Source organism: Sulfurisphaera ohwakuensis, assembly GCF_009729055.1.
In the GTDB taxonomy this organism is placed as follows: Archaea; Thermoproteota; Thermoprotei_A; order Sulfolobales; family Sulfolobaceae; genus Sulfurisphaera; species Sulfurisphaera ohwakuensis.
This window is the reverse complement of record NZ_CP045484.1, coordinates 2,410,855-2,423,113: the sequence shown is the minus strand read 5'-3', so window position 1 is coordinate 2,423,113 and position 12,259 is coordinate 2,410,855. Positions and strand designations below refer to the sequence as shown.

Here is a 12,259-nt window from a genome sequence, read left to right as displayed (position 1 = left end):
TAGATTTGTTCTTTTGTAGGCTTGTCTGACATCAGAAATTTATACTTTTTAAGAATATATAAGCTTTAGGTAACTTTGAATTTTTGTAATTATAGTTTTAACAGCTCTAGCATTAGTCTTATTATTCTAAACTATAATTTAAAATTGTGGATAAGATAAGGATTTGGAATAAATACGTCATTAGAATTTTAGAAACCATTGCGGCACCTTATTCCGTTTTAAGAAGGATTTATGTTCAACTAGTTTTACTTAGTATAGTTGTTTATACTATAGCACTCGTTTTTGTATATTATCAAGGACTAGATTGGATTTCAGCAATATATGCAGCAGTAAATGTTATTACAACAGTAGGACTTTATGCACCAGATATATATCAAATGCCCTCTCAAGAGAAGTTATTCCTTACAGTAATGATATTGTTCACTGTAGGATTATTTGCTAGTATGGCCCAATCTTTAATATCTACAATATTAAATAGGAATACTTGGATAGATGCTAGAGCAAGATGGAGAGGGAAGCTTATGAAGGGGCATATTGTAGTAATTGGTAATACAGAAAGTATTCTATCTGCGGTTAAAAGGCTTGAAATATTAGGGAAAGACTACGTAGTAGTTACTAGTTCCAAAAAGCTTTATGACGAATTGAAGAGTGATAAGGTAATCTTTGGTGATCCTAATGATGAAAATAACTTACTCTCTGCTGGAATAAAAAATGCTAGCTCGGCAATAATAGCTATGGAAGATGATTCACAAACACTACTAATCACACTAAAAGTCCAAAAGCTAAATCCACCATTAACAATTGTAACGATGATAAAGGACTCGTCACTGATTGACGTATTTAAAACAGCAGGAGCAGATATTATAATTCCTTTTGAAGAATTTATGGGTAGGATTATGGCATCAGCATCTATCTCAAAGAACTTTGCAGGAATTGTTTATCCATCAAGCGATAGGGATTATTCAATCGGAGTTTTTGAAGTAAAGAAAAACTTTAAGTTAAGTGAACTTCCAGAAGGTACAATACCAATAGCAATACTTCATGATGGAAAATTGGATCCTTACTTTACTAAGGAAACTGAAGTAAAACCAGGAGAAATATTATTTGTTCTTGGAAACCCGCTAAAATTTAAGGATATTAGTAAATTAGTTGAGTGAGAGTGCCTTCCTATTCTAACTAGATCCATAGATCTGGTCATAAAGTTAAGTACAAGATTTCAAAGTAACTTGTTTATTATCTTTTCCCTGTTATCCTAAGAAATAGTTTACCTCCCCTTTATGTATGATTAAGAATTTAATAGCTAACCCATAAAACAAATATGATTTTACACAGTGTTATACATTATAATGAATACCTTTCTATCGATTTAATAGTGGAGAGATTTAATTTTCATTTTGATAGAAGTTAAGTAGAGAGTTAATATGTATTTTGTAATATATTTACGAAACTATGACTATACGTCTGAAAATTTAAATTTAATCAAATCTAGTTTAATTTATAATTTTTTAACTTGTTTTTAGAAAGTTTTAATTAAATAATTGTTAAGTTTTTGTACTTTTATTAATATAAATATATAAAGGTATAATGTCTATATATTATTTGTGGTGATTAAATGGAAGGACTTGAAAAACAATTAAGCACTATTAGGTTTATTGGCGGTCTCCTTTATTTTGTAAATATATTTTTCTCAGCCTCTATCTATACTGCATTGGAGAGCTTAGGTCTAGCTAAGGGTAGTTTAATATTTTCACTTTTATTCGCAGTTCCCTTATGGTCAGCAGTCGTAAACGGAGTTATTCTTGGACTAATAATAGCTCAATTAAAAGATGCAGTCATATATGGGATTATGAAATCGGTTATAGCAATTGTGATATATTCTCTGTATCTATCATTCTTTTCCTTACCACTATATATAGTAGATTTGGCCCTAACTATTATAGGATTATGCGTAATACAATTAGGTGTATTGTACTTGTATAGAAGAATACAAAAAAAGATATTTGGTTGATAGATAATGTTAATAAAAGTACCTTACAAAACTATTAGAATTTTTCCTTCTGAAGTTAGGGGTAAATATGCATTTATGAAAGATGTGGTAGTGATCATTAGAACGCAAAATAAAGTATTATATGTTGATTGCTCTCATGATCATCTAGCGAATTATAAGCCTCCGCCCTTCCTCTCTAGTTACATCTTTGAGTACGAGATAATTGAAGGAGGAGAATATTGTGAATGTATAGCAAAAACTCTACAAGAAGAACTTAAACCTCTATTTAAGAACCAGAAAATATGTGTCAAATCAGATATCACAGTGGTGATAGAAAGGTGATTGTGTTTAAAGATGTACAATGGATAGATAATGATAAGTTTAGACTACTAATTCACGGTATAGAAGTTATGTACAAGGTAGAAATTAAACCTGGAACTTTAACTAAAATAATCCTTCATTGTCTAAATTATGATTCGATATGCATTCTTGAAATAGATACGAGTAAGAACAAATTAGTAGCTATACAATGCATAGGTTTTGAAAAGGACGAAGTAAAGAAGGCTATAGTATCTAAATTAGCTGTCCAAGTACCACAGTCTCTAAGAATCTAGAACGTTTTAATCATCAATTAGCCTTTTTATTTTCGTAAGAGACCTTATTTAGATCGTCCACACACTCTTTACTAGTTGTATTTTTACATAGAATTAGTATAATTCTACAAAGAAATAATCAAATTAGTAGTTTAAAGAAATTCCTACAGGGGCAAAATCCTAGTTGGCATTATAACTGAAGTTTGACCGAAAGATTTTATTACTGAACGCCTTTACCATAAAAATCATAATATTTGTTCATAAATTAATAAATATTTTAATTTAATTTCTTAATCATGTCGCTTACTAAAAGGAAATTTTCAACTACTAAGAAGATATTTTTTATGCATTTTTAACATAACGTGTGAATGTAACGATTTTCCTATAAATGCTACTCATATAAGGTTCTATAAGACTCATCTTTAACATCTCAGCGGAATTAAAAATCTATAGGGATATAGATCATGCGAGATTAAATCAGTTTTAAGAATCTTAACACAATTTTAAAAATTGCATTAATTGCTATTTCCCTTCTCACTTTAATTAGCTCCTTTTGTTTATGTAGTTCTATTAGAGGCATATCTGAAATTCGTAATACCGCTACCGCTCTTTTACCGTAAAATTTGGCTACCTTATAAAAAGCACTAACTTCCATATCTATTGTAGAAACACCTATATTTACTAAGTAGTTTAAAAACTCAGTAGTTTCGGAATAAGGGAAAAGGATTGTCGCATGTAATGCCGAATATGCTTTAGCTTCAGTTTCCTTAGCATATTCATAAATTTCGTTCAAAAGAGTTTCGTCAGCTTGCGGAATTGCTATTGTAGGATCAACATAAAAATCACTTACGTTTTCGAACGGGACAACGTACTTTGGTATATTTAAATCCCCTATTAATATTTCATTAGATAAGGATCCTGCAGTACCTATAAATAATATATCTTTAATCTGCGAAATCATAGCTAAAATCCGTATTCTCTCGGTGAAATCTATCAAACCTCTACCTATAAATGCAATAAATCCCCTACTACCGTCTTTTTCAAGAAATAAATTTCCTTGAAATTGCTGAAGTATTTGGTCTTCTACCTTCAACCTATTTACTTTAATACCCATATTAATTAGTATGTCTTCGAAGTTTTTTGGAAATTGAGTATTAAATGGCATAGGTGTTACTACTACCCTTTCTGGGATTTCATCTTCCTCCACTCCAAGTTCCTCCTTTATGACTCTTTTTCTTATCTCTTTATTTCTAATGAAATCACCAAATATCATCAAACTACTTCTAAGAAAATCGATATATAAACTGGTTTGTTAAATCCCTCAGAGTCAATCAAGGGCTTTATTGAGAATTGTAATTTTCCTAGAATTAACACAATATCCGTAAATATTCTGGGTAGTTTAAATTATAATCTCCTTATTATACGCTTTTACTCACCACATATAAATATTACTTAATATATATTTAACGGTTAAAATCTCACACTACTGATATAATCAAAAATCGCAAAAGACTCTTAAATTGACCATCCTTCAATTTTCTTGGTTGATAAACTAATCAATTTTCTTAAATTCAAAATCAATCGTTAATTTAAAAGTAAGTTCCAAGTAGGCTCTGATAAAATTTGAAGCTATCATCAATTTTAGACTATTAAATGATGAAATAAATCCTAATTACTATAAAGCCTAAAGCTAAGTTTTATATTTCATAAAGTCATAGTCTATATAGAGAATTAGATATAATACAAACCATTTTAGATTTTGCTTCTTTTATATCTTGTTTATGATATGAAACTTCATCATGATAATTCTTAAACTTACATATACTCGTGGAAAATTTTTTATTTGCAAACTATGTATTACATGTTAGACATGTCAAACAATCAACAAGATGAAAACAAAAAAACTGTTACGATACGAGGAGTCAATAGAGATTTGTACGAAAGAATGGTTAATATAGCAAGAAACTCTGGGAAAACTGTAGGTGAAGTTATGAATCAAGCAATGATGACTTTCTTGGGATTAGCTGGGAAAGTCGGTGAAAAAATTGATGAGGCTACCCAGAAGGCAATAAATGTGGGAAAAGCCTTTGTTGAAGGGTATAATGAAGCTGGGAAAAATATATTCATAGTATCAGATTTAGAAGAGCTCCGTATAACAAAGAATGAGATTATAGGATTAGGTAAACCAGTATCATTTAGAAATATTAAGAGGTTAATACTAGATGATATTGACCAACAAACAATAGATCAATACATAGACTCTATCATTACAGTAGACGAAGTCGTAGTACCTTCTTCCGTAAATAAACTACTTCTCCTTCAGAAATGTAAATTTGTAAAGAGAGTAGTTACTATCTAGCATTGTGCCAAAAAGGTACTCTAATTTTTTCAATCCTATCCCACTCATCATAAGGTTTTATATCAAGAACTGGAGTACCGTCATATGCGTTAACTCCTCTAACATATAATACATTCCTCTCTCTTTTTATTAACTCACATACGGAAATCCCAATAGGGTTTGGTCTAAATTGAGATCTTGTAGCAAATACACCAATCTTTATATTATCTCTATCCCTTACTATTCTATACTCATTAACCAAATGTAAATGATACACTAAGATTATATGAGAAAATTCTTCTATTCCAATTAGTCCTTCCTCATATTCCTTGTTAATAATTACTTCTACGATTTCGTGCCTTGAGGCAGAATTGTCTTTTCTCTTTATATAACCAATGTACTTAAAGCATACACTCATTATATAGTAATTTGTGATAGAAACTATTAATTTAACTAAGATTTACAAAGATGGAACTATTGCTCTTGACAATATTACATTTTCTAGTAATGTGAAGATTTTAACCCTTTTAGGAAGAAATGGAGCTGGGAAAACTACTCTCACAAGGATTTTGTCAACCCAACTTTTACCGACTAAAGGAGAGGCTTACGTTGAAGGTTATAACGTAATAAGAGAAGCTAAGAAAGTTAGAAAAATAATTACTTCTATACCTCAAGAGGCGCAACCGGTAGGAATGGCATCTCCTTATGAACATTTACTTATGTTTTTAACAGCTAAAGGGTTATCTCTTTCAGAATCTGAAAGTGTAGCTAGAGAAGCCTTAAAAGAAGTAGGTTTATGGGAAGTAAAAGATAAGCCCTCTGACGAACTATCTGGAGGAATGAAAAGAAAGATCTTTGTTGCTATGGCATTAGCTGCAAATTCAGAAGTAATATTTCTTGATGAGCCTACGACCGGTTTAGATCCCTATTCAAGAACCGAAATTTGGTCAATATTAAAGACAATGAAGGGAAAAATTATATTAACTACCCATTATATGGAAGAAGCTGAAGAGCTTTCAGATGAAGTTATACTTTTACATAAGGGAAAAATTATTGCAATGGGAAGTGTTACAACCTTACTGGAGAAATTAAAAGATAAAGTTAGAGTAGAGGGTATTGGTGATATAAAAGTTGGTAGACTAAGAATAACTTATGTAGATAAGAGAGAGGCATCAAACTTTGTAGGAAAATATGTTGTGAAACCAATTAGTTTAGAGGATTTATTTATACTGTATGCAGGTGAAGGTCTTGAAGAAAATTGACTTTCTAATTGCTTTTATAAAATTCTATGGTATCTCTTCAATTAAGAGAGGATTTATATATGTTTTAACGTATATGGCAATACCCTTAGCAGAACTATTTTTAATATATATGATTTCAAGAGGAGCTTTTTTAGGTTATGGAATAATAGGCGGATTAATTACAGTAATTGCTAGTAATGGATTATCATCAACAGCAGATTTTGCATACCTAAGGCTTGAAGTTAAATTACAAGATCTACTTGTTTCTAGCGAAGTTACACCAAACGATTACATTTTGGGACTGATGTTGTCTAATCTTGTTTACTCTTTGCCTGGAATTATAGTTTACGTGTTACTTTCAATAATCTTTAAACTATTTAATCCAATTATGATCTTATTACTTTTACTTTTACTGTTTAATACATCAGCAATAGGTTTCTTTATAAGTACCTTAATTCCACATATGAGATATAGTTGGGGAATTGGTGGTTTATTATCTACTTTTTTGAGCATTATCCCGCCTATCTTCTATCCTTACTATTTATTGCCAAAAGTTTTCTTTTATATACTTTATCCTTTACCAACTACATTGTCAGCTCTGATTATTCAAAATTATTCCGACTTAGTTCCCCTTTCAAAGAGTTTATTAGCATTTTCGTGGATATTACTGGTGATAGAAACCCTTATCTTTTATTATATATCCATTAGGTATAGTAGATGGAGAAGCGTATGATTATGTGAAATACTATTTTTAAAGCTAAAAGTGAAATGTGAAAATCATGGATTACTTTGAGGATTATATATTACCAGAAATTTTCAAATTTTGTAGTCAGAAGAAAGATCCATGGGAATGCTTCATAAATAAAGTTTACTTATTACCCCTCTCTATGGAAAATAAAAAGAAAATCCTAAGTAATTTTATTGATAAAAGGGTAGGAAGGAAAGTATTTATAGCAGGTTATTTAGCTAAGTATCTCTATAACTGCGATTATTTTGGAGAATGTGAACCTAATATATCACCAATAATACCAGATGATATTGTGATTCAAATATTTAGAATTATAAGAGATATTAAAAAAGATGGCCAACTTATTTAGGATCTTACTTATTTATACCTAACTGCTTAATCCTCATTTTATATACTAAAGCAGAAATTATCCATGTTATAGCAAAAGTTAGTATCACGAAATAACCTATCGATTCCCAGTATACGTTGTTTAATGCATTTATTTGATCCCAAAATGGACCATGAAGATTAAACTCACTAACTATTAAACCAAACAATTCTATTGTGCCAATTCCATAAGCTACTAAGATTGATATGAAGGTCATTGTCAAATTATACCAGATTTTCCCTAAAGGATTTCTGAAAGCCCAACCGTAAGCAGATCTCATAAACAATCCATCAAGCGTATCTATCAAACTCATACCTAGTGCAAACAATCCTGGCAAAATTAGTATTGTAGTTATTGGGATTGAAGAGAAAGCTCCAGCTACTGTAGCAGATATAGCTAATATAGCCACTTCAGTTGCAGTGTCAAAGCCTAAACCAAATAAAAACCCTATAATGTACATTTGCCATTCTGAAGTAACTATCTTAAACAATTTACTGAAAAATCTATTCATGAAACCCCTCTTCAGCAAAAGTTCATTTAATTTCTCTTCATCAAGATTTTTCTCCCTCTTAATAGTTTTATATACTCCATATAATTCTAAAAGTACTAGAGTGTTCAAGAATGCTATTATATATAAAAACCCTCCGCTCACTAAAGTTCCTATAATACTACCCATATTCTCTATGTTTGGTAAACTATTTATAACATACCTTGAAGCTATGACTAACATCAGACTTAGAAGGATAACTACAGTTGAATGACCTAACGAGAAGAATGTACCAACGAACACTGGGTTTCTTCCTTCTTGAAGAAGTTTTCTGGTAACATTGTCTATAGCAGCAAGATGATCAGCGTCTACTGCATGTCTTAATCCAAATGTATAAGCTAAAATACCAAGAGTTATAAAAGTTCCAGTTAGTACACCATTATCAGTCTGTATTTGCAAATTCTCCTTTGGTAAATTAAATAAAGTGAAATAAAAAATCATAGTCAAAATAATATTTATAATAAAAAATAAACCCATCAATACCATTTTTGTTAAGGATTTTGAACCCATAATATTTGGATAAGTTATCCATATTATAAACTTTTTGGATAAGTTATCCACATCAAACAAAAGGCATTTGACAAAATTGGTATAAAATCAGAGTACCCGCATCTCTTCATTAATTCAGTTTATGGGCTTTTCATCATTTGGATTTCAACTATTATTACTTTCCTTTATGACTAATACTCAGTTAACACTTTATAGTTATCTCATACTCTATATATTCTATGATTATGTCAATTCTTATTTACTCTTTTGGATCATCAGTTTTACTTACGTGCTACTTTTAGTATAAACCTCATTTTAAGGGAAATTGAAAACTTTTAAACATTCCTGAAATCATAAAAGATTTTTATACGTTATTAAGCTTCGCCACAATATTATTTAAAAAGACTTTTAAATTAGATTTACTTTGAATTAGGAATAAGTTAAACTTAAATAGTAGTAGGTTGTAAATAATAATAGATACAAAATGAGTGAAGGAAGAATTCCCCTAATAGGAGAAAAGTTCCCAGAAATAGAAGTAATAACAACACATGGTAAAATAAAGTTACCAGACTACTATCAAGGAAAATGGTTTGTACTATTTAGCCATCCAGGAGATTTTACACCAGTTTGTACAACTGAGTTTTACTCTTTTGCAAAGAAATTTGAAGAATTCAAAAAGCTTAACACTGAGCTAATAGGACTTTCAGTAGATAGTAATATCTCACATATTGAATGGGTTATGTGGATAGAAAAGAACTTGAAAGTCGAAATTCCATTCCCAATTATAGCCGATCCTATGGGAAATGTAGCAAAAAGACTAGGAATGATACATGCAGAATCCTCAACCTCTACCGTTAGGGCTGTATTTATCGTCGATGATAAGGGTATAGTTAGGTTAATTATGTATTATCCCATGGAAATCGGAAGGAATATAGATGAGATTTTAAGAAGCATAAGAGCATTACAGTTAGTAGATAAAAGCGGTGTAGTTATTCCAGCAAATTGGCCTAACAATGAGCTTATAGGGAATAAGGTAATTAATCCGCCACCAAGAACAGTTAAAGATGCTAAATTAAGAATAAATCAGCCATTTGATTGGTGGTTTACGTATAAAGAAATATGAGTATTTTTTATCCTCTCCTAACTACTCCAGTCATACAATGTATTCCTCCATTTCCTCCAGTTAAGTTTTCTACATTAACCTCAATAACGTCTAATTCCCTAAACTTTCTACTATATCTAGGTGAAATTATCTTGCCATCATCGATGGTTAGAAAATTGCCTAATTGTATTTTAGCCTCATTCTCATCAATTTCTATTATGTTAAAACCCTTCTTTTTAATATATTCATACAAATTAGTTACTTCAACAAGTTTTCCGTGATTATACACTTCTGTTCTACTCTCTTCCATTAGTTTCTTCACACCAACAACAGTATTTGACGATGGAACGTTAAAGAACATGTCTAAATGAAAAAACTCCTTACGAGTCTCATATACTACAGCGACCTCACCTAAGTTAAACAGATTTGTTGCTCCAGTAAAATCAGTCCTATTACCAATACCTATAATGTGAAAATCTTTCATCGGAAAATAATCACCTCCTTCCAGTTTACCCTTCTTGATTTCTTTGTACTTTATTCCTAAAGCTTCCCAAAAGAGTTTAGTAACTTCTGTTTCCCTTTCCCTCTGTTTGGTTGCCATTTTTCCTATTATTACGCCATCAATTGTTGTAATCTGTTGATCTCTCATAAAGTAAAGGTTAGGTAAAGGGTCGGCTATAATTACATTCTCGTTTTTTATAACCGGGTTTAGGATGAGAAGTTCTATTAGATAATTAGGATCATCAGTATCGACTCCTACAAGGCCTTTAACTTTTTCCAAAAAAGAATAGTTGTTCCTCATTTTAGTTATTATTACACCTTTTAATCTATGGACTCTAACTCCTTCTTTTTCTAACGTTTTTCTTAGTTTATCATGTTCTCTCCTAGCCTTAGTTAAGCTGAAGGGTCTTTCAAAAAGAAATTGTGAAGGGTTAAGTAATGCAAATAATACTTCGTAACCTGGTTTGTGTACAACTACTTCTCTTAATTTTTCCCATTCAGCTCTTGCAGACATATTATGATGAGACATAAAATACTCTTCCGTCCTTTAAAGTTATTTTAACACATTTTTCACCAGGCTTTATGTTATAGTACGAGATTTTACCGTCAATAGTTGTTCCTGCAACTATAACACCCTTTTCATACAAATTCATTATTAACTTACAAACATCATCTGGAGGAGTTGTACTCTCAATCCTTTCAATATTTTTCTTATTTATCTTTATAGGAGGTAAATTCGGAACTTCAATTATTATCTCATTTTCTGTTTCTTTCATATTTGAATATATGAAAGCGAAAATTAAAAAACTTTCGAATAAAAGAATCTAAATACTTCTGACGCATTAGGTCTTTTTCCAGGTGATGTCATATAAACAATAAAGTTAGCTACATCCGGTTCAACGTTTCTTAGTGGTGAAAAATCTCTCGTCATATAAAGTTTTGAATCTAATAAAGAAACATTTAACGTTAAGAAGAAATCGTTATAGACTTGTAACATTTGAGGAGAATTTAATACTTTACCAGTTAGTAATTTAAATGCTGTTGCACCTAGTGAATAAATATCATCGGATGGTGAAATACCACATAAAACCATTGATTTTACATGCTCTATTGATGCATATTCTGGAGTTAATTGAAATGCTTTTTCTCCTATCTTTACAGCACTTCCTAAATCACTTAGTTTTACCTTTATCCTTCCGCTAAGCAGACCTTTTAAAGCTTCTTCAGGTTTTTTAGGTAATGCAGACGTGAAAAGAATATTATGAGGTTTAACATCAGAATGTACATACCCGTTATTATGAATTACTTCTAATGCTGATGCAATTTTAGCAATTATTAAGTACACTACTTTTCTCCACCTAGGGTTAGTAAAATCGTAATCGTTTGCAGATCCACCGGACATGTATTCGAGGACTATATGTGGAGGATTCTTTATATATGTTAAAATATCCCCCCTAAGTATAGCGTAAATATCTGGTTCATCAAAATGTACAGCATAAATTCTAACTATATTGTCTGATTTCTCAGAAATTTGAACAAGAACACTTTCCTCGTTTTTTATATCCAATAATAATTCCTTAATATTCTTTGTAGTAAAACTAGTAGGATTTATTTTAGGAATTTTTATAGCGTAGAAAATTCCTTTCTTTTCCCCTTTTAAAATATAACTTAAACCACCCTCAGAAATGAAATCAACGATCTTATAGCCATTAATTTCTTGACCTTTCCACATTGTTGGTTTCCATTCACTACAAGCTTGTCTATAACCATCTTTACATGCTCTCATTAGCAATTCAGCTCTTTTATCTAGATAAAACTGTGAAAGTAAATAGTAGTATTTAGCTGGTAAATCTGAGTTACTTATCTTTTCAAGCTCACTCTTTTTCATTTTACTAATAGTTTGCACAAAAAGAAATTCTTCGTCAGCCTTAGCAAAACATTCAGCAAATCTCACCAAGTTTTTGCATTTTAGATAATCTTGAGACTTTTTTGAATATCTTATTATGGTTTTGCAATTAGTCTCTTTACAAATACTCCATCTTAATCTGAATATCAGATATACTATTGCTCCGAAAATTCCAGCATCAATTTCATAAAAATAATGAAATTTGTGAATTGAAATATAAAGGGCTATGAAGATTAAGATAATAATTGAAGGGACTTTAAATGCTTCAACTAAAGCCTTTTTATAATCACGGTAAATTAAAAGGAGAGCTAAGTATCCGACAAGGCTGAAGAGAAAAGAAAACGGTAAAAGTAAGAGATCATAGATGGAAAAAAGGGAGAGTATAACGCCTAGCGAGAAAACTACTATCCCAAATTTTCTAATTAACTCCCTAATCACGA

General features: G+C 30.7%; 15 protein-coding genes. 9 read left to right on the top strand and 6 right to left on the bottom strand.

Going from position 1 to position 12,259, the window contains the following annotated elements:
* Positions 1-146 precede the first annotated feature (146 nt).
* From D1869_RS13390 to D1869_RS13375, 4 genes are all read left to right on the top strand, one after another.
* Positions 147-1,157, top strand: a complete 1,011-nt coding sequence (locus D1869_RS13390; RefSeq protein ID WP_156015567.1) for a potassium channel family protein — start codon at positions 147-149, stop codon at positions 1,155-1,157.
* A gap of 455 nt (positions 1,158-1,612) precedes the next feature.
* The gene (locus tag D1869_RS13385) at positions 1,613-2,008 is read left to right on the top strand and encodes a hypothetical protein (protein WP_156015566.1); all 396 of its coding nucleotides are present in this window, start codon (positions 1,613-1,615) and stop codon (positions 2,006-2,008) included.
* Positions 2,009-2,014: 6 nt separating this feature from the next.
* Entirely contained in the window at positions 2,015-2,329 is a 315-nt protein-coding gene (locus D1869_RS13380; RefSeq protein WP_156015565.1) for a hypothetical protein, read from the top strand.
* A complete protein-coding gene (locus D1869_RS13375) occupies positions 2,326-2,601 on the top strand; it encodes a hypothetical protein (protein WP_156015564.1) in 276 nt (91 codons plus the stop codon). The genes D1869_RS13380 and D1869_RS13375 overlap by 4 nt, the downstream gene beginning before the upstream one ends.
* Before the next feature lie 451 nt (positions 2,602-3,052).
* On the opposite strand, the gene D1869_RS13370 is transcribed toward D1869_RS13375, so the two are convergent.
* Positions 3,053-3,853, bottom strand: a complete 801-nt coding sequence (locus D1869_RS13370; RefSeq protein WP_184651058.1) for a phosphorylase family protein — start codon at positions 3,851-3,853, stop codon at positions 3,053-3,055.
* Between the two features lie 597 nt (positions 3,854-4,450).
* Between D1869_RS13370 and D1869_RS13365 the strand changes: the two genes are divergently transcribed.
* Entirely contained in the window at positions 4,451-4,939 is a 489-nt protein-coding gene (locus D1869_RS13365) for a hypothetical protein (protein WP_338056334.1), read from the top strand.
* Here the strand turns inward: D1869_RS13365 and tsaA are convergent.
* Positions 4,932-5,336 carry a tRNA (N6-threonylcarbamoyladenosine(37)-N6)-methyltransferase TrmO gene (gene tsaA / locus D1869_RS13360; RefSeq protein ID WP_156015562.1) on the bottom strand — a complete coding sequence of 135 codons (405 nt, stop codon included), beginning with the start codon at positions 5,334-5,336 and terminating at the stop codon, positions 4,932-4,934. The two genes, D1869_RS13365 and tsaA, sit on opposite strands and share 8 nt — an antisense overlap.
* A 13-nt stretch (positions 5,337-5,349) precedes the next feature.
* Here tsaA and D1869_RS13355 point away from each other — a divergent pair, with 13 nt between their 5' ends.
* Genes D1869_RS13355 through D1869_RS13345 form a run of 3 tightly spaced genes read left to right on the top strand, consistent with a single transcriptional unit; the run spans position 5,350 to position 7,256 of the window.
* Complete coding sequence (locus D1869_RS13355) at positions 5,350-6,180, top strand: ABC transporter ATP-binding protein (RefSeq protein ID WP_156015561.1); 831 nt, start codon at positions 5,350-5,352, stop codon at positions 6,178-6,180.
* A complete protein-coding gene (locus tag D1869_RS13350; protein WP_184651061.1) occupies positions 6,158-6,892 on the top strand; it encodes an ABC transporter permease in 735 nt (244 codons plus the stop codon). The genes D1869_RS13355 and D1869_RS13350 overlap by 23 nt, the downstream gene beginning before the upstream one ends.
* Positions 6,893-6,938: 46 nt before the next feature.
* The gene (locus D1869_RS13345) at positions 6,939-7,256 is read left to right on the top strand and encodes a hypothetical protein (protein WP_156015559.1); all 318 of its coding nucleotides are present in this window, start codon (positions 6,939-6,941) and stop codon (positions 7,254-7,256) included.
* 4 nt (positions 7,257-7,260) lie between these two features.
* Here the strand turns inward: D1869_RS13345 and D1869_RS13340 are convergent, their stop codons facing one another.
* Positions 7,261-8,331, bottom strand: a complete 1,071-nt coding sequence (locus tag D1869_RS13340) for a HoxN/HupN/NixA family nickel/cobalt transporter (protein WP_184651060.1) — start codon at positions 8,329-8,331, stop codon at positions 7,261-7,263.
* 463 nt (positions 8,332-8,794) lie between these two features.
* Between D1869_RS13340 and D1869_RS13335 the strand changes: the two genes are divergently transcribed.
* Positions 8,795-9,433, top strand: a complete 639-nt coding sequence (locus D1869_RS13335) for a peroxiredoxin (protein WP_156015557.1) — start codon at positions 8,795-8,797, stop codon at positions 9,431-9,433.
* Positions 9,434-9,440: 7 nt separating this feature from the next.
* Here the strand turns inward: D1869_RS13335 and D1869_RS13330 are convergent, their stop codons facing one another.
* Genes D1869_RS13330 through D1869_RS13320 form a run of 3 tightly spaced genes read right to left on the bottom strand, consistent with a single transcriptional unit; the run spans position 9,441 to position 12,257 of the window.
* Positions 9,441-10,442, bottom strand: coding sequence for an arginine deiminase family protein (locus tag D1869_RS13330; RefSeq protein ID WP_231113633.1), 1,002 nt, complete (start codon positions 10,440-10,442; stop codon positions 9,441-9,443).
* Positions 10,429-10,689 carry a hypothetical protein gene (locus tag D1869_RS13325; RefSeq protein WP_156015556.1) on the bottom strand — a complete coding sequence of 87 codons (261 nt, stop codon included), beginning with the start codon at positions 10,687-10,689 and terminating at the stop codon, positions 10,429-10,431. The genes D1869_RS13330 and D1869_RS13325 overlap by 14 nt, the downstream gene beginning before the upstream one ends.
* Positions 10,690-10,712: 23 nt before the next feature.
* Positions 10,713-12,257: a protein kinase domain-containing protein gene (locus D1869_RS13320; RefSeq protein ID WP_156015555.1), complete on the bottom strand. Its 1,545-nt coding sequence runs from the start codon at positions 12,255-12,257 to the stop codon at positions 10,713-10,715.
* Positions 12,258-12,259 lie beyond the last annotated feature (2 nt).

Excerpts from the sequence above, each read along its gene's own strand:
- D1869_RS13385 (WP_156015566.1), top strand. The coding sequence starts at position 1,613 with ATGGAAGGACTTGAAAAACAATTAAGCACTATTAGGTTTATTGGCGGT.
- D1869_RS13380 (WP_156015565.1), top strand. The coding sequence starts at position 2,015 with ATGTTAATAAAAGTACCTTACAAAACTATTAGAATTTTTCCTTCTGAA.
- D1869_RS13370 (WP_184651058.1), bottom strand. The coding sequence starts at position 3,853 with ATGATATTTGGTGATTTCATTAGAAATAAAGAGATAAGAAAAAGAGTC.
- D1869_RS13365 (WP_338056334.1), top strand. The coding sequence starts at position 4,451 with ATGTCAAACAATCAACAAGATGAAAACAAAAAAACTGTTACGATACGA.
- tsaA (WP_156015562.1), bottom strand. The coding sequence starts at position 5,336 with ATGAGTGTATGCTTTAAGTACATTGGTTATATAAAGAGAAAAGACAAT.
- D1869_RS13345 (WP_156015559.1), top strand. The coding sequence starts at position 6,939 with ATGGATTACTTTGAGGATTATATATTACCAGAAATTTTCAAATTTTGT.
- D1869_RS13340 (WP_184651060.1), bottom strand. The coding sequence starts at position 8,331 with ATGGGTTCAAAATCCTTAACAAAAATGGTATTGATGGGTTTATTTTTT.
- D1869_RS13335 (WP_156015557.1), top strand. The coding sequence starts at position 8,795 with ATGAGTGAAGGAAGAATTCCCCTAATAGGAGAAAAGTTCCCAGAAATA.
- D1869_RS13330 (WP_231113633.1), bottom strand. The coding sequence starts at position 10,442 with ATGTCTCATCATAATATGTCTGCAAGAGCTGAATGGGAAAAATTAAGA.
- D1869_RS13325 (WP_156015556.1), bottom strand. The coding sequence starts at position 10,689 with ATGAAAGAAACAGAAAATGAGATAATAATTGAAGTTCCGAATTTACCT.